Origin of the sequence: Pseudomonas sp. NY15181 (assembly GCF_048068055.1) — a bacterium.
Classification (GTDB): Bacteria; Pseudomonadota; Gammaproteobacteria; order Pseudomonadales; family Pseudomonadaceae; genus Pseudomonas.
The window spans coordinates 1-14911 of record NZ_JBLUPT010000013.1 but is presented as its reverse complement, the minus strand read 5'-3'; the positions used below and the strand labels follow the sequence as shown (position 1 = coordinate 14911).

Here is a 14911-nt window from a genome sequence, read left to right as displayed (position 1 = left end):
AGGGAGTCATTCCTGCATCCGTGGCCGCTATTGCCCGAAAGCGAAATCCGCAGGATCGAATCGCTCGCTCGTGTCCAGCCGGACGCTTCGCAGGCTCGCAGTTGCCAGATGTGACGCGTAGAGCGGCTCGGAGAAATAGCTGATCAGGAGGGAGCGCCGGCGCGCGCCGTCGGCATTCAGGCTGCCCGCATGCAGCAGATCGACGTCAAGCACCAGGATGTCGCCCGCTGAGCCTGAAAGCTGCACGGAGCGGGATTCGTCGTTGCAGTAGAAAGGCGGCTCTGCCTGTCCGGGGCGATGGCTGCCGGGGACGATGCGCGTTGCACCGTTCCCGGGGCCATAGTCGTCGAAATAGGCCAGGGCGATCACACTGTCGCCGGGCCGTTGGGCCGACAGGTCGCGGTGCAGTTGCTGATGACCGCCGCCTGCGAGCGGCTCGCGGCCCTCCACCTGGGAGAGGAAGAAGCGTTCCCCGATCAACTCGCCCGCCACCGCCAGCAGCGCCGGCAGGCGACACACCGCCTGCACGGTCGGATCAACGTCCAACAGCGAATGGCGCCAGTCCCTCCCGCGCGGCACGGGCCACTCCGCCGACGGCTTCACGCCCGCATCGAACACGGCGCGAAGGTCATCCAGCCACTCGGCCGGAATCGCCCGACGAAGCAGTGCATAGCCCTCTCGATGGAGTTGCTCGCGGTCAGTCATAGTTTGCTCTATTCCTTTTTTACCAACGTGTCCTGTGGTATCGCCCAGAGCAGGACAGAGCATCGGGTAAGGGTTGGCCGGTGATCAAGGAGCAAACGTTTCGATTTGCGAGTCCGGGTCTTGGAGAAGGCGTTGTTGGGTGCCGTCATCAGCGCGGCTCAGGCGCAGACATTTTGGAGCTCTGGCGTTCAAGGTAAAGCAGGCGAAGGCAAAGCGGTTTCACTCCCCGCGATGAGGCGTTTCGACCAGTTAAAACCCATAGTGGATGGTCAGAAAAGGCAGGTAAGGAGCAACGGGGTGTCTATAAATACTTTCATCTAGAAATGCCGGATGCTGGCAGTCATCTGCCTTGCAAGGGATGCTGTATGAAGCAATCTTGGAAGTTAATTCTCTTGGCGCTTTTGCCCTATGCCATTTCCTTCGCACTGCCTGCCCTGCATACAGAGGAACACTGGGGGGACCAACGCACTCCCGTTTACATGAATGGCTTCGAGATAGCGCTCTTTGGCTGGTCTGCGATTTTTGGGAGTGGGAAGTATTGGTCGATGGCTTGGTACGCCAATCCTTTACTTTTTGTCACCATAGGTTTTTATGCCGAGGGGTTTCGAGAAGCGCGTGTCACCGCCATCGCAGGCCTTCTGGTGGCCTGCACCTCGCCCTTCCTGACTCGCATTTGGAGCGACAAGGAACCGCCCTCTGTCTATGTCACAGGTATGGGTATCGGCTTCTATTTTTGGTTGGCAGCGTTCGTAATCATGCTGTTGGCAACGTTTAGAAAACGCTGACGGATAGGTTCTGTAAGTCAAGCGCTTGCATCTGGTCGATAGCGCTCGTTGGTACATAGTGTTCGATAGGCACCTCCACTCCCGAAAACCTATGAGCACCGCATGGCGCTACGATGGGCAGGGCTGATCTACGCTGAAGGACGGAAAGGCCGCCACCGCGCGATGCCTTTCGTGCGCCTTTCACGCCCTGGAGCCATTTGCCCATGTCCGACACGTCCCAACCGGGATCTTCCTCGCGTCAAAAAGCCTCAGGTTTCGACTGGCAGCGCTGGCTGCCGGGGCTCGCTACCTTGCGGCAATACCAGATGGCCTGGTTGCCGAAGGACCTGGCCGCCGGGCTGGTGCTGACCACCATGCTGGTGCCGGTGGGCATCGCCTACGCCGAGGCTTCCGGCGTGCCGGGCATCTACGGCCTGTACGCGACCATCGTGCCGCTGCTGGCTTATGCGCTGTTCGGGCCGAGCCGGATTCTGGTGCTCGGTCCGGACTCGGCGCTGGCCGCGCCCATTCTCGCGGTGGTGGTGCAATACGCGGCGAGCGATCCGCAGCGCGCCATTGCCATCGCCAGCCTGATGGCGCTGGTGTCCGGGGTGGTCTGCATGGTCGCCGGGTTGCTGCGCCTGGGCTTCATCACTGAGTTGTTGTCCAAGCCGATCCGCTACGGCTACATGAACGGCATCGCCCTGACGGTGCTGATCAGCCAGTTGCCCAAGCTGTTCGGCCTGTCCATCGACAGCCAGGGTCCGCTGCGCGATCTCTGGAGTCTGGGGCAGGCCTTGCTCGATGGCCGCGCCAACTGGGCGAGCTTCGCCGTGGGCGCCGGCAGCCTGGTGCTGATCCTGCTGCTCAAGCCGTACCAGCGCCTGCCCGGCATTCTCATCGCGGTGGTCCTGGCAACCTTGTCGGTCAGCCTGTTCGATCTCGGCAGCCTGGGCGTCAAGGTGCTCGGCCAGTTGCCCCAGGGGCTGCCGTCCTTCTCCATCCCCTGGCTGACCGGTATCGACCTGATGGCCGTGGTGCTCGGCGGCGTAGCGGTGGCGCTGGTGTCCTTCGCCGACACCAGCGTGCTGTCGCGCACCTACGCCGCGCGCATGAAGACACCGGTAGACCCGAACCAGGAGATGTTCGGCCTGGGCGTGGCGAACCTGGCGTCCGGGCTGTTCCAGGGGATTCCGATCAGCAGCAGTTCGTCGCGCACGCCGGTGGCCGAGGCGGCCGGTTCGAAGACCCAGCTCACCGGCATCATCGGCGCGCTGGCGGTGACCTTGCTGCTACTGGTGGCGCCCAACCTGATGCAACACCTGCCCAACAGCGCGCTGGCGGCGGTGGTGATCGCGGCGGCGCTGGGGTTGTTCGAGTTCGCCGACCTCAAACGCATCTTCCGCATGCAGCAATGGGAGTTCTGGCTGTCCTTCACCTGTTTCGTCGGCGTCGCGGTATTCGGGGCCATTCCGGGTATCTGCATTGCCGTGGTGATCTCGGTGATCGAGTTCCTCTGGGACGGCTGGCGCCCGCATTTCGCGGTGCTCGGCCGGGTCGAAGGCACCCGTGGCTACCATGATGTGGCGCGCTACCCGCAGGCCCGGCGCATCCCGGGGCTGGTGCTGTTCCGCTGGGACGCGCCGCTGTTCTTCGCCAACGCCGAACAGTTCCAGAACACCGTGCTGGAGTCCGTCGACCAGTCTCCCACCCCGGTGCAGCGTCTGGTGATCGCGGCCGAGCCGGTGACCAGCATCGACATCACCTCCGCCGACATGCTCGCCGAACTGGACAAGGCCCTGGAGGCGCGCGGCGTGGAGTTGCAGTTCGCGGAAATGAAGGACCCGGTGAAGGACAAGATGAAGCGCTTCGAACTCTTCGAGCGCATGGGCGAAAGCGCCTTCCACCCCACGGTCGGCGCCGCTGTCGACGACTACCTCAAGGACTCCGGGGTCGACTGGCGGCCCTAGGCCGTACCGGTACGCGCGCGGCGGCTGTCGATCCACACCAGCATGCCGCTCGCGTACAACGACACCGCGAGAAACAGCGCCATGCGCACAGCGAAGGCGCGGTAGACGTCCTGGCCTGACGCGCTGTCCTGCACGGATTGGCCGAGCAGGATGAGCATGGTGGTCAGGCAGCTGACCCAGAATGCCGGGGTCTGCCGGGTGGCCACTGCCGCGTAGAGCCGACGCCCCTGCCAGAGGGTGAAGAGCAGCACCCAGAGGAAGAACATCCAGAGGTGGACGAACAGGCTCAGGGCGCTCCAGACCAGGATCGCCAGCAGCCCGGCCAGCAGGGTGGAGCCGATCAGTTCGCGGCTGGCGTGGCGCGCGCGGGTTTCGCCGGCCTGCTGGCCGAGGCTCACCGACTTCATGATCAGCGGCATGAAACGGTCCGGCGCGATCATCGCGAGCAGGAAGGCCGGCATCACGATCAGGACGGCGCGCAGGGCGATCCAGGCGGCGTCTTCCTCGCTGGGTAGGGGCGGGGCAGGGGGCGCGGGTGCATTCGCAGGCTCGGGAAACAGCGCATGGGCCACGGCGGTGCTCAGCACGGCGAGCAACATGCCCTTTGCCAGCGCCTCGACCACCGACAACGCCAGGGTGAAGTCGCTGGTGCCCGCCGCGGCGATCATGGTCAGGCCCACCACCAGCAGGTTCGCCACCAGGCCGTTGCCGCCGCGCAGGGCGTAGCGGAACACCAGGTAAAGGCCGACCCCGACCAGCAGTACGCCGCTCAGCGAGGCATGGCGCAGCAGCGGGATCAGCAGCAGGCCGCTGCCGCAACTGAGCAGCACCAGTACGGCCAGCGCCGGCGCGGCGCGCAATGGCAGCGGCTGGGCGCGCATGGCCAGCAGGAGCACGGCGAACACCGGCGCCAGGATCGGCACCGGCAGGCCCAGGCCGAAGCTGGCCGCAAGGCACAGCGCGGTGCCCCAGGCCAGGCGCAGCGCGCGCAGACGGCGAAGCTCAATAGGCATACGACAGCCAGCTCATCAGCCACATGAACAGGCGGCCGAGCGGGTTCAGCGGGTTGCCTTCCTTGGGCAGCGCCATGACTTCGGCCTGGCCGCCCACGCGCAGGGCGGTGTGGTCCAGCGGCTGGTCGCGGTCCAGCTCGACGATCACCGGGAAACGCTGCGCCGAACGCAGCCATTCGCGGCTGTTCTGTACCGTCGGCAGCGAGCCTGGCGGGGCGCTCTGGCCAACGCTCACGCCGTAGCCGATGCTGCGGATGCGCCCGCGCAGCAGCTCGCCGGGGAGGGCGTCGAGCACCACCAGCACCGGCGTGCCGGTACTCAGGTGACCGAGGTTGTTCTCGGTCATGTCGGCGCTGATCCACACGTCGTGGATGGCGATCAGGGTCATCACCGGGCTGCCGGGGCCGACGTAGTGGCCGACGTCGGTGCGCAGGTCGGTGATCAGTCCGTTCGAGTCGGCGCGCACCTCGGTGCGCGCCAGGTCGAGGCGCGCCTTCTGCACGTTCGCCGTGGCACTGCGCAGCTGGGCGTTGTCCTCGTCGTGGCCGCCCTGTTGTTCGCGGGCGCGTTCGACTTCGGCGCGTGCGGCCGCCACCTGGCTGGCTGCTTGCTCGCGGTTTGCCTGGGAGTTTTCCAGGCGACGCACGGAGACTGTGCCCGGGTCTTCCTGATACAGCCGCTGCAGTCGCTCGGAGTCCTGCCGCGCCTTGCGCTCGTTGGCCTGCGCCGCGGCGAGCGCCGCCTGGGCCGAGTCAATGCCGGCGGTGTTGGCGCCGATCTGCCGGCGAACCGTATCGAGGTCAGCCTCGGCTCGCGACAGGGCAATCCGGTACTGCTCCTGGTCCAGCTCGAAGAGCACGTCGCCCTTGCGCACTTCCTGGTTGTTGCCTACCGCCACGCGCTTCACCTGGCCCGCTACCTCGGCGCTGACCGGAACCACGTAGGCCTGCAGGCGCGCCTGCTGGGTGTAGGGCGTGAAACGGTCGGCGAGCAGGTACCAGATCAGGCTGGCGAGAATCAGCAGCAACACCACGCGCATCCCGCGGTCGGGGGAGGACTTGCCTGGGGAAGGGGCCGGCTGTTGTGCGGGTGGCTTGCCGGGGGCGTCGCTCATTTCTGCTCACCTTTTTCCTGCGGTGCTGGGGCTTGGGTTGCGGGGGCGGGCTCGTCGAGCAGGTCGCCCCAGTCGGTTCGTTGTTGCATCTGCTTGCGGGTCGCCGGGTCGATGGGCGGGCGCTGGCTGTCCCAGCCGCCGCCAAGGGCCTTGTACAGGGCGACCAGGCTGCTGACCGCGTTGCCCCGGCTGACCAGGTAGCCGTCCTGCTGTTGCAGCAACAACTGCTGGGCGTCGAGCACGCGCTGGAAGTCGGCGAAGCCTTCGCGGTACTGCGAGCTGGCGAGGCTCAGTGAGCGCTGCGCCGCCTGCGAGGCCTGCTCGCGAATGCCGGCGCTCTGCAGCGAGCGCACCAGGCCGCTGGCGGCGTCGTCGGCCTCGCGCGCGGCGTTGCGCACGTCCTGGTGATAGAGCTCGATCAACTGTTGCAGGCGCGCGTCTTCCACGCGCACAGCGTTCTTGCGCCGGCCGTAGTCGAAGGGGTTCCAGATCAGGCTCGGGCCGGCGGCGAGGTTGAAGCTGTCGGGCAGGTTGTTGGCCGAAACGAAGCTCCAGCCGATGCTGCCCAGCAGGCTGATTGACGGATACAGGTCGGCCTCGGCGACACCCACCAGCGCCGACTGCGCCGCCACCGCCTGCACGGCGGCGCGGATGTCCGGGCGGCGCTGCAGCAGGCTGGCCGGCACGTCCTGGAGGATCGCGCGGTCCGGCAGTGGCAGTTGTCCGTGGCGCGCGGCCAGTTCCGGCATCGCTCCCGGCGGCCGCCCGAGCAGCGCGCATAGCACGTTGCGCAGGGCGTTCACCTGGTTCTCGAACTCGGGGATGGTGGCCTGGGTCGCCAGGTACTGGGTGCGGGCCTGCTGCCAGTCGAGCTCGTCGTTCTCGCCGTGGCGGAACAGCCGCTCGGTGATCTCCAGGCTGCGCTCCTGGCGCTTGGCGTTCTCGCGGGCGATGTCCAGGCGCGCCTCGGCGGTGCGCAGGCCAAAGTAGGTGTCGGCGACCTGGGCGCGCAGCAGCACCATGGCGTCGGCGTAGTTGGCCTGGGAGGCGAAGTAGGCGGCGTCGGCGGCTTCGATGGCGCGGCTGAAACGGCCCCAGAAGTCGATTTCCCAGCCGATGTCGAAGCCCGCGCTGGATTGCCAGAACACCGAGTCACGGGCGCTCGGCGCGCCGGACTGGTTCTGCTTGAGGTAGAGGCTTTCGCCGCGGATCTGCTGCAGCTGCGGATAGCGCCCGGTTTCCGCGATGGCCAGCTGCGCGCGCGCTTCGGCGATGCGCAGGCCGGCCACCCGCAGGTTGGTGTTGTGCGCGTCGGCCTCGGCGATCAGTGAGTCGAGGGTCGGGTCGGCGAACACCGTCCACCAGCGGCGCAGGTCCGGGGCGTTGGCGTTGCGACCGGCCTGCTCCAGCAGCGGTGTGTTCCAGCCGGCCAGCCAGGGATCTTGCGGCGGCTGGAAGTCCGGGCCGACTTGGGTACAGCCGGCCAGGAGGGTGGTGAAGATGAAAGTGCAGCGTTTGACGCGCTTTGGCATGGCAATCCTTGCTTATTCGGACGGTTCGGAGGTGCTGTCCGCTTCCTGCTGGTCGACCCATTGCCAGAACAGGTTGTAGGCCACGGCCAGGATCACCGGGCCGATGAACAGGCCGATGATGCCCTTGACCACCATGCCGCCGATAGCCCCGATCAACACCACCGGCATCGGCACGTCGACGCCGCGTCCCAGCAGCAACGGCTTGAGCACGTTGTCGGACAGGCCGGCGACGAAGGAGTAGATGGCAAAGACGATGGTCCCGGCGGTGAAGCCTTCCGTGGAGAAGACATAGGCAATCACCGGGATGGTGATCAGGGTCGCCGGTGCCTGGGCGATACCCAGGATCAGGATGGCGACCGCCAGGATGCCTGCGCCCGGTACGCCCTTGACCACGAAGCCGATGCCGATCAGCAGCATCTGGATGAAGGCGATGCCGATCACCCCCTGGGCGACCGCACGGATAGTGGCGGTGCACAGGACCGCCATGCTCTTGCCGCGATCCGCACCGGCCACCCGGTTGGCGATACGTTGCGCCGCCCGGGTACCGGTTTCACCGAAGGCCATGATGATGCCGGAGACAATGATCGCCGCGATGAACAGCAGGAAAGCGCCGCCGGCGCTGGCCGCGGCGCCGAGCAGCACGCGGCCGGTACCCTTGAGATAGGGCAGCAGGTGTTGCGCCACATCGCTCAGGCCGCCGGACGCCATCTGCCATGCCGCGTAAACGCGAGGGCCGATCAGCGGCCAGGTGGCCACCGACTCCGGCGGTGCCGGAATGCTCAGGGAGTCGCTCTTGAGCAGCGTCACCACCTTGTCCATGGAGTCGCCGACGTTGATCGCCAGGAGATAGATGGGCGCGATCAGCACCAGCAGGACGAACAGCACGATCAGGGTCGCGACGTAGCCGTCCTTGAGGCCGGTGCGCGCCTTGAGCCAGCGCTGCAGCGGATAGAGGGTGACGGCGAGGATGACCGACCAGATCATCAGCTCCTGGAAGGGCTGGAAGACCTGAAAGGAAAACATCACCAGGACGGCGATCAGTCCGGCCTTGATAAGGACATCGAGCAATCCTCGGGACAGGTTGCTATCGAACTTGAAACTGGGTTGCATGGTTTCCTCCAGACCGACCTCTTCAGGTCGGGCGATCCTCGCGCCCTGGGGCGCTTTCCAATGGCTGTTCCTTGACCTGCGGTGTAACGCCGGCGACTCGATCACTGTCGTCGCCGAATCGACCGTCCGGCTCGTCATCACGGCCCTGTCGGTGCAGCTCCAGCAGCCACTGCGCCTCCTGCTGCTGGTAGCGGCGAACCCAGGTCGCGGCCTGTTCCTCGCTCACGCCTAGTTCAATGAAAGCACGGCGCCCCATTTCCAGGCTTGAATGGAAGGTTTCACGCACCGGGTTGGCACCCCGGTCGAGATACTGCAGGACCTGCTGGCGGTTGCTCGCCCTGGCGATCACCCGGGTATGCGGGTAGAGGCGGGCGAGGGCGTCGACCGTACTCACGTTGATCTCCGGGTCGTCGGTGGCGACTATCACCAACTCGGCCTCGCCAACCTTGGCGGCATGGAGGATTTCCGGGCGCGTCGGGTCGCCGTAGAAGACCGGCACGCTACCGTCCTTGCCCTGGCGGCGCAGGGCGTCCACCGAGGTGTCCAGGGCCACCACCGGCACGTCCTGGGCCTGCAGCAGGTTGGCGATCACGCGCCCCATGCGGCCCATGCCGGCGATCACCACTCTGGGCTGGTCATTAACTTCCGGCGTGCCTTCCGGAGCTTCGGCGTCCGTCGTCTCGTCGCGCATCCAGCGTGCCAGCGCCATCATCACCAGCGGCACCACGGCCATCGACAGGGTGATGGCGAGCACCAGCACATCGTGCACCTGCTGATCCAGCAGACGGTGATCCAGTGCCAGCTTGAACACCACGAAAGCGAACTCGCCGCCCGACGCCAGCACCACGCCCAGGCAGATTGCTCCGGCGCGGTTCAGGCCGCCGAAGAAACGGCCGAGGCCGACCAGCAGCGGCAGCTTGATGCCCACCAGCAGCACGGTCAGTCCCAGCACCAGGATCGGCGCGTTGATCAGTAGACGCAGGTCGGCGGTCATGCCCACGCCGACGAAGAACAGCCCGAGCAGCAGGCCCTTGAGCGGTTCGATCTGCGATTCCAGTTCATGGCGGAACTGCGACTCGGCCATCAGCATGCCGGCGAGGAAGGCGCCCAGCGCCATGGAAACGCCGACGTGCTCCATGATCCAGGCGGTGCCCAGCACCACCAGCAGGGCGGTGGCGGTGGAGAGCTCGCGCAGCCCCGAGCCGACCGCCCAGGTGAACACCGGGCGCAGCAGGTAACGGCCTCCGATGATCACTATGCCGATGCCGACCGCTACCGCCAGCAAGGGCCGTACGCCACTGTCCGCGGCACTGTCGCCGGCGCCGCCCAGCAGCGGCACGATGGCGATCAGCGGAATGGCGGCGATGTCCTGGAACAGCAGGATGCCCACGGCGGTGCGGCCGTGTGGCTTGTTCAATTCCTTGCGCTCGGCCAGTACTTGCAGGCCGAAGGCGGTGGACGACAGCGCCAGGCCCACGCCCAGCACCACGGCGGCTGCCGGCGACTGGCCGAACAGCAGATAGGCCAGCGCACCGATGACGATCGCGGTCAGCCCTACCTGCAGGGAACCGACGCCGAACAGCGAGCGGCGCATCATCCACAGGCGGCGCGGGGAGAGTTCCAGGCCGATGATGAAGAGCAGCATCACCACGCCCATTTCGGAGAGCTTGCTGACGTTCTGTGGGTTGCTGATCAGGCCCAGCACCGAGGGGCCGATCAGGATGCCGGCCAGCAGATAGCCGGGCACCGCACCGAGTTTCAGGCGTTGGGCCAGCGGTACGAGAAACACCACCGCCAGCAGGAAAATCACCGTCGCCTGTAACAGGCTTCCGTCATGTGGCATTCATCAGCCCCCTTGTGGCTCCGCGGGGCACGCTGCCCCGGGAGCCGATTCTGTTCGCGAACCCGGCCGGAATGTCTTCCGGCCGGGTGGTTCAAGTCACGCTTACTGCTGCGCGCGCAGCTTGGTGTAGGACAGGCGCATGTCCTTGGCCCAGCCGTCCAGTACACCTTTCACGTCGTTGGCGGCCATGGCCTGCTTGTCGTTCTCCAGCGGCTGCCCGGTGCCCTTGCGCACCACCTGGGCGACTTCCTTGCTGGTGCGGCCATCGAGGAAGTCGGCTTCGGTGGCGATCACCGTGTCCTGGTCGCGGATGCCGGTGGCGGTACTGACGCCGGCGGCGATCAGCGCGATCGGGATCACTTCGTAGGCATGCAGGGACTGAGTATGGCTGCTCACCCCGGTGATGGCGGCGCGTACCACCAGCGAGTCGCTGGTGGGCTGGTTGACCACCGGCAGCACCTGGCCGAATTCGCGCTTGAGCACCTGGGTGTAGTAGGTGGAAATCTGGTCGAGGGTCTGTTGGGAGACCTTGTCGGTCGGCGCCGGCTTGGGGAAGTACTGGGTCGGCTCGATGTAGACGCTGGTGTAGCGGCTGAGCTTCAGGTTCGGGTCGACCCAGGACATGACCTTGGCGCCGGAGGCGTTTTCCTGTTCGCTCAGGTGCGAGTAGTTGCTCAGGAAACCGGAATAGTCTTCGGTCGAGACCTTGTTGCTCGAGCAGCCGAACAGCAACGGAAGGACGAGCAGGGGTACCAGAACCGCGTGTTTCTTCATGTTTGTCTCCTGATGTGGGTGCAGCGACAGCGATGGCCGCGGGGGCGCAAGCACTCCTCGGCCTTCTCCGAAAGGTGGGGGCCAAGGGCTTGCGTTTGCCGGCCGCGCCGCGCCTGTTCAGCTCCACGCATTCACTGCCGGAGCGCCTTGCAAGGGCCCGAGGCAGGAGGTGGCAGATGATATTCAGGCGTGTGACGCTGTCGTTGGAATACACCACAAATCAATAACGTAGGTTGATTATGGGTGATCCGTGACAATTTGCCGGCCGGCAAGCTTACGGGGAGAACTGCCTGTCCCGTAATACAACGGCAAGAGATTCAAAGGTTTACGAGGCGCGAACGCGCTGTGTCCTGTCCGTGGGGTGTGGCTGCGGCGGGCATGGTCGCGACCCGGCCCTGGCAGGGCGGTAATGGATCGTGGGCCAGGGCGTTCCCCGGAGGAAGGCAGGCGCCGGATCAGATCTTCCAGATGGGGCCGTAGGAGCCGAAGCAGGCATTGGACAGGGCTTCAGGTCGCACGCCGTGAGTTTCGACGGCGCCCCATTCATTGATTTCCAGGGTCAGTTGAGGGGTGAGTTCCTTGCCACTCTTCAGGCGAACACTGTCGAAGACCTGGATGTTCTTTCCGCGGTTGACCACGCTGGTTTCCATCCAGGCGTCGGGTGTGCTCGCTTCATGCAGGCGGGCGAGCAAGGCGTTGTACAGCGGCAGGTAGCGGCCATCCGGGGCTTTGCAGTCGATGTTGATCTTCCTGATGATCGCCTCCGCCTTGGGCGAGCTGAAATAGATTCTCTGCCCGAAGTCCCGTTGCAGTTGGCCGACATAGGTCGAGTCCTGCGCGGAGGCCTGGGTCTTCACCGGGGTTGTGGTGACGGCCTTGAGCGGAATCGATTCCGGCCTTCTGGAGAGGTCCGCCTGGCAGGCCTCGCGGCTTTTGTAGAAAGAATGGGAAACCACTTCGCCGGTGGGCTTGTAGGTTGCCGAGGCAATCAGGACGGCACCGCTGGCCATGAGCTTCTCGGTCTTCTGGGCATAGTCGCCCCCGTTTCCCCAGACGCCATTGGGCAGGCCAGTCGCCCATTCGTAGCAGAACGGCGGCGAGGTATCCCGGCGCAGTTCGTAAACGCGGCTTTGCAGGAATGTCTGAGGGTTTTCGGCAAGGGCCAGGAGTGATGTCGCCGACAAGCAGGATGCGATGAGCAGCTGAATCCGATTCACACAGGGTCTCCTTGTAGACCGTCCAGCCCTGGAGCAGATGGGCGCCGTCATCATGATAGCTCGGCCAGCCATACAAACTGCTCGAAGTTCGGGTCGTTGCGGCCGAACCTTTGCCGGCACGGAGGACAGGTCCTGGCGGGGATGTCTGAAGGAGGACGATACAGCTTTCGCGGGGCAGGTTGGTCAGCGCCAGCAGAAGCGCGCGGCTGTTCTTCCGGGCCCTGTACAGCAGGAGCACGACACCCAGGGTAGCGAGCAGGCTGTAGAAAATGCGCACTTAAAATCATCTTAAAGATCGCCGTGCGAGCATGCGGACGTTGCATGCCGGTGTGCCTGGCCCTCAATGTCTTCTTGGGCGGGCACAGGCTTGAACCTTGGAGGATCTTATGCGCCTGCTATTGGCGGAAGACGACGCGATGATCGGCGCGGGCCTGCAGCAAGGTTTGCGCAAGGAAGGCTACAGCGTGGACTGGGTCCGGGATGGCAGGTCGGCTCTTCTTGCGCTGGAAACCACCGACTACGCCTTGCTGCTGCTTGACCTCGGGCTGCCTCGGGAAGACGGCATGCACGTCTTGCGGCGACTACGCCAGGACGGCGAAGCGCTGCCGGTAATCATCATCACCGCGCGCGACCAGTTGGCCGACCGCGTGGCGGGCCTGGATTGCGGCGCTGACGACTACCTGGTGAAACCCTTCGCCATGGAGGAGCTGCTCGCCCGCATACGCGCCATCAGCCGACGCCAGGCCGGACAGGTGCAGAGCGAATTGAGCGCCGGGCCGCTGCGCCTGGACCCGGTCAGCCACCAGTTGTGGCTGCGCGGCGAGCCGGTGAGCGTCTCGGCCAAGGAGTTCTCGGTGCTGCACGAACTCATGCGCGGACCGGAACGCATCCTGTCGCGGGAGCAACTGGAAGACCGTCTCTACGGCTGGGGGGAGGAGATCGGCAGCAATGCGGTGCAAGTGCATATCTTCAACCTGCGCAAGAAGCTTGGCGCGGATGTCATCCGCTCGGTACGTGGCGTCGGCTACCACATCGGGGAAGATCAATGAACTCGCTGCGCCGCCGCCTGCTGCTGTGGTTGCTGCCCGCCACCTTCGCTGCCGGCGCCCTGGCCAGCGTAGGCACCTATTGGGGGGCGCTCCTGGAGCTGGGCGATCTGCTCAATGATCAGATGCGCTACATCGCCCGGCATGTGAGCCTGTCCGGGGAGCAGGTGTCGTTCGACAGGCACGGCCATCGCCTCACCGACGCGGAGGAAGAAAAACAGGACGAGGTGCTGTTGCAGGTCTGGGACACTCAGGGGCAACTGCACTACAGCTCGGACACCACGCTGCAGCTGCCGGCACCCACCGCAGTAGGCATCAGCGACCTGTCCTACCAGGCGCAGACCTGGCACACCTTCGTCACCCCACGCGGCGATCGTCTGATCCGTGTGGCCCAGGCCCAGAACGCGCGCTGGGAGGCTCTGGCCGGCCTGGCGGTCCACCTGCTCTGGCCTGTGTTGTCGCTGCTGCCATTGTTGGCGCTGTTCCTCTGGTTCGGTATTGGTTATGGCCTGAAACCGTTGCACCGGATCGTCGCCGAACTGGCGCAGCGTAACGCCAATAGCATGGTGCCCATCAAGGACACGGATCTGCCCAGCGAGATCAGCCCCCTGGTGACTGAACTCAACTCCCTGCTCCAGCGGCTGGACCAGTCGTTCACGCTGCAGCGGCACTTCATCGCCGATGCGGCCCACGAACTGCGCACGCCAATCATGGCGCTGAGCATCCAGGCCGACCTCGCGCAGCGGGCAGCGGATCAGGAGGAGCGACAGCAGGCGCTGATCCAGTTGCAGGGAGGCGTATCCCGCCTGGCGCACCTCGCCCAGCAGTTGCTGACCCTTGCGCGCCTGGAACCGGAGGCCCAGTGCGCCCCCCAGCAGCCGGTGCCATTGCTTGCGTTGTGCAAGCAGGTGATCAGTGATCGCATCCGCCAGTCCGACCTGAGCGGCAATGACCTGGGGCTCGCGCAGGCCGAGGACTTGTCGATCATGGGCGATGCCGCTGCGCTGGGCATCCTGCTCAATAACCTGGTCGACAACGCCATACGGCATGCCCCGGGCAGCACCGTCAATCTGTCCGTCTGGCGTGACGGCCAGGAGGTCATCCTTGAGGTCAGCGACGACGGCCCCGGTATTCCCGAGGCTGAACGTGAGCGGGTGCTGGAACGCTTCTATCGGGGCCAGGGCGAGAAGCTGTCCCAAGGTAGTGGGCTTGGGCTTTCCATCGTCGCCAAGATTGCCGAGCGGCATCGGGCAGGATTGGTCCTGGACTCCGGGCCTGGAGGACAAGGCTTGTGCGTGCGTTTGAGCTTCCGCGCTTCTGGGACGGAGAACAGCCAGCAGGAGCTGGAGCTCGGATGAAAGATACTTATTTCATGGATGGTTCTCTTCTTTATATATAGGAGGGGAAGGGGAGACAGATATTTGTCATCTTTCTGCAAAAAGCCGTTGACGGGTCTTTTAAAGTCCCTATAATGCGCACCTCTCCCAGCGACGAAGCGCTGAAAGGGCTTGAAAATCAGGCACTTACAGATGTTCGAAGTTGAGAGTGGTGGTCCGGCAGGTGAATCGCTTGCCACTTTTCCTTCGCTGCTCCGGCGGTGAGTCGAAAAGAAGATCATCGAGGTGCTTGACAGTGAGGTTGATCGCTGTAGAATGCGCCTCCCGCTGGTGGGAAGGCTTCCTTCTCCGAAGCGCAAGCGGTTGAGTAGAAAGGAAAATTTTCGAAAACAACGCTTGACAAGATGAGGTGCTGCTGTAGAATGCGCGCCTCGGTTGAGACGAAAGAATCAACCAACTGCTCTTTAACAAGTCGAATCAAGCAAT

Annotated in this window: 12 protein-coding genes and 1 pseudogene; 4 read left to right on the top strand and 9 right to left on the bottom strand. The window is 64.9% G+C overall.

The genetic code is table 11. From position 1 onward, the window contains the following. Positions 1-27: 27 nt before the first annotated feature. Positions 28-705: a phytanoyl-CoA dioxygenase family protein gene (locus tag ACNFBT_RS24250; RefSeq protein WP_416753254.1), complete on the bottom strand. Its 678-nt coding sequence runs from the start codon at positions 703-705 to the stop codon at positions 28-30. A 365-nt stretch (positions 706-1070) separates the two neighbouring features. On the opposite strand from ACNFBT_RS24250, the gene ACNFBT_RS24245 reads away from it, so the two are divergent. After that, the gene (locus ACNFBT_RS24245; RefSeq protein ID WP_416753253.1) at positions 1071-1490 is read left to right on the top strand and encodes a hypothetical protein; all 420 of its coding nucleotides are present in this window, start codon (positions 1071-1073) and stop codon (positions 1488-1490) included. 203 nt (positions 1491-1693) lie between these two features. Next, the gene (locus ACNFBT_RS24240; protein WP_416753252.1) at positions 1694-3439 is read left to right on the top strand and encodes a SulP family inorganic anion transporter; all 1746 of its coding nucleotides are present in this window, start codon (positions 1694-1696) and stop codon (positions 3437-3439) included. On the opposite strand, the gene ACNFBT_RS24235 is transcribed toward ACNFBT_RS24240, so the two are convergent. From ACNFBT_RS24235 to ACNFBT_RS24205, 7 genes are all read right to left on the bottom strand, one after another. Beyond that, positions 3436-4452: a DUF2955 domain-containing protein gene (locus ACNFBT_RS24235; RefSeq protein ID WP_416753251.1), complete on the bottom strand. Its 1017-nt coding sequence runs from the start codon at positions 4450-4452 to the stop codon at positions 3436-3438. The two genes, ACNFBT_RS24240 and ACNFBT_RS24235, sit on opposite strands and share 4 nt — an antisense overlap. Next, positions 4442-5566, bottom strand: coding sequence for an HlyD family secretion protein (locus tag ACNFBT_RS24230; protein WP_416753250.1), 1125 nt, complete (start codon positions 5564-5566; stop codon positions 4442-4444). The genes ACNFBT_RS24235 and ACNFBT_RS24230 overlap by 11 nt, the downstream gene beginning before the upstream one ends. Beyond that, entirely contained in the window at positions 5563-7098 is a 1536-nt protein-coding gene (locus tag ACNFBT_RS24225) for an efflux transporter outer membrane subunit (RefSeq protein ID WP_416753249.1), read from the bottom strand. The genes ACNFBT_RS24230 and ACNFBT_RS24225 overlap by 4 nt, the downstream gene beginning before the upstream one ends. Before the next feature lie 12 nt (positions 7099-7110). Next, entirely contained in the window at positions 7111-8208 is a 1098-nt protein-coding gene (locus tag ACNFBT_RS24220) for an AI-2E family transporter (protein WP_416753248.1), read from the bottom strand. A 22-nt stretch (positions 8209-8230) separates the two neighbouring features. Then, positions 8231-10051: a monovalent cation:proton antiporter-2 (CPA2) family protein gene (locus tag ACNFBT_RS24215; RefSeq protein WP_416753247.1), complete on the bottom strand. Its 1821-nt coding sequence runs from the start codon at positions 10049-10051 to the stop codon at positions 8231-8233. A gap of 102 nt (positions 10052-10153) precedes the next feature. Further along, the gene (locus ACNFBT_RS24210) at positions 10154-10825 is read right to left on the bottom strand and encodes a DUF3313 domain-containing protein (protein ID WP_416753246.1); all 672 of its coding nucleotides are present in this window, start codon (positions 10823-10825) and stop codon (positions 10154-10156) included. Between the two features lie 455 nt (positions 10826-11280). Beyond that, on the bottom strand, positions 11281-12042 hold the full coding sequence (locus ACNFBT_RS24205) for a hypothetical protein (RefSeq protein WP_416753245.1): 762 nt from the start codon (positions 12040-12042) through the stop codon (positions 11281-11283). Between the two features lie 386 nt (positions 12043-12428). Between ACNFBT_RS24205 and ACNFBT_RS24200 the strand changes: the two genes are divergently transcribed. Beyond that, a complete protein-coding gene (locus ACNFBT_RS24200; RefSeq protein ID WP_416753244.1) occupies positions 12429-13091 on the top strand; it encodes a response regulator in 663 nt (220 codons plus the stop codon). Beyond that, the gene (locus ACNFBT_RS24195; RefSeq protein WP_416753243.1) at positions 13088-14446 is read left to right on the top strand and encodes an ATP-binding protein; all 1359 of its coding nucleotides are present in this window, start codon (positions 13088-13090) and stop codon (positions 14444-14446) included. The genes ACNFBT_RS24200 and ACNFBT_RS24195 overlap by 4 nt, the downstream gene beginning before the upstream one ends. Before the next feature lie 256 nt (positions 14447-14702). Here the strand turns inward: ACNFBT_RS24195 and ACNFBT_RS24190 are convergent. Then, positions 14703-14911 (bottom strand): annotated as a pseudogene (locus tag ACNFBT_RS24190) (hypothetical protein); the annotation flags it as partial.

Coding starts and splice junctions, on each gene's coding strand:
- ACNFBT_RS24250 (WP_416753254.1), bottom strand. CDS start 705: ATGACTGACCGCGAGCAACTCCATCGAGAGGGCTATGCACTGCTTCGT.
- ACNFBT_RS24245 (WP_416753253.1), top strand. CDS start 1,071: ATGAAGCAATCTTGGAAGTTAATTCTCTTGGCGCTTTTGCCCTATGCC.
- ACNFBT_RS24240 (WP_416753252.1), top strand. CDS start 1,694: ATGTCCGACACGTCCCAACCGGGATCTTCCTCGCGTCAAAAAGCCTCA.
- ACNFBT_RS24235 (WP_416753251.1), bottom strand. CDS start 4,452: ATGCCTATTGAGCTTCGCCGTCTGCGCGCGCTGCGCCTGGCCTGGGGC.
- ACNFBT_RS24230 (WP_416753250.1), bottom strand. CDS start 5,566: ATGAGCGACGCCCCCGGCAAGCCACCCGCACAACAGCCGGCCCCTTCC.
- ACNFBT_RS24225 (WP_416753249.1), bottom strand. CDS start 7,098: ATGCCAAAGCGCGTCAAACGCTGCACTTTCATCTTCACCACCCTCCTG.
- ACNFBT_RS24220 (WP_416753248.1), bottom strand. CDS start 8,208: ATGCAACCCAGTTTCAAGTTCGATAGCAACCTGTCCCGAGGATTGCTC.
- ACNFBT_RS24215 (WP_416753247.1), bottom strand. CDS start 10,051: ATGCCACATGACGGAAGCCTGTTACAGGCGACGGTGATTTTCCTGCTG.
- ACNFBT_RS24210 (WP_416753246.1), bottom strand. CDS start 10,825: ATGAAGAAACACGCGGTTCTGGTACCCCTGCTCGTCCTTCCGTTGCTG.
- ACNFBT_RS24200 (WP_416753244.1), top strand. CDS start 12,429: ATGCGCCTGCTATTGGCGGAAGACGACGCGATGATCGGCGCGGGCCTG.
- ACNFBT_RS24195 (WP_416753243.1), top strand. CDS start 13,088: ATGAACTCGCTGCGCCGCCGCCTGCTGCTGTGGTTGCTGCCCGCCACC.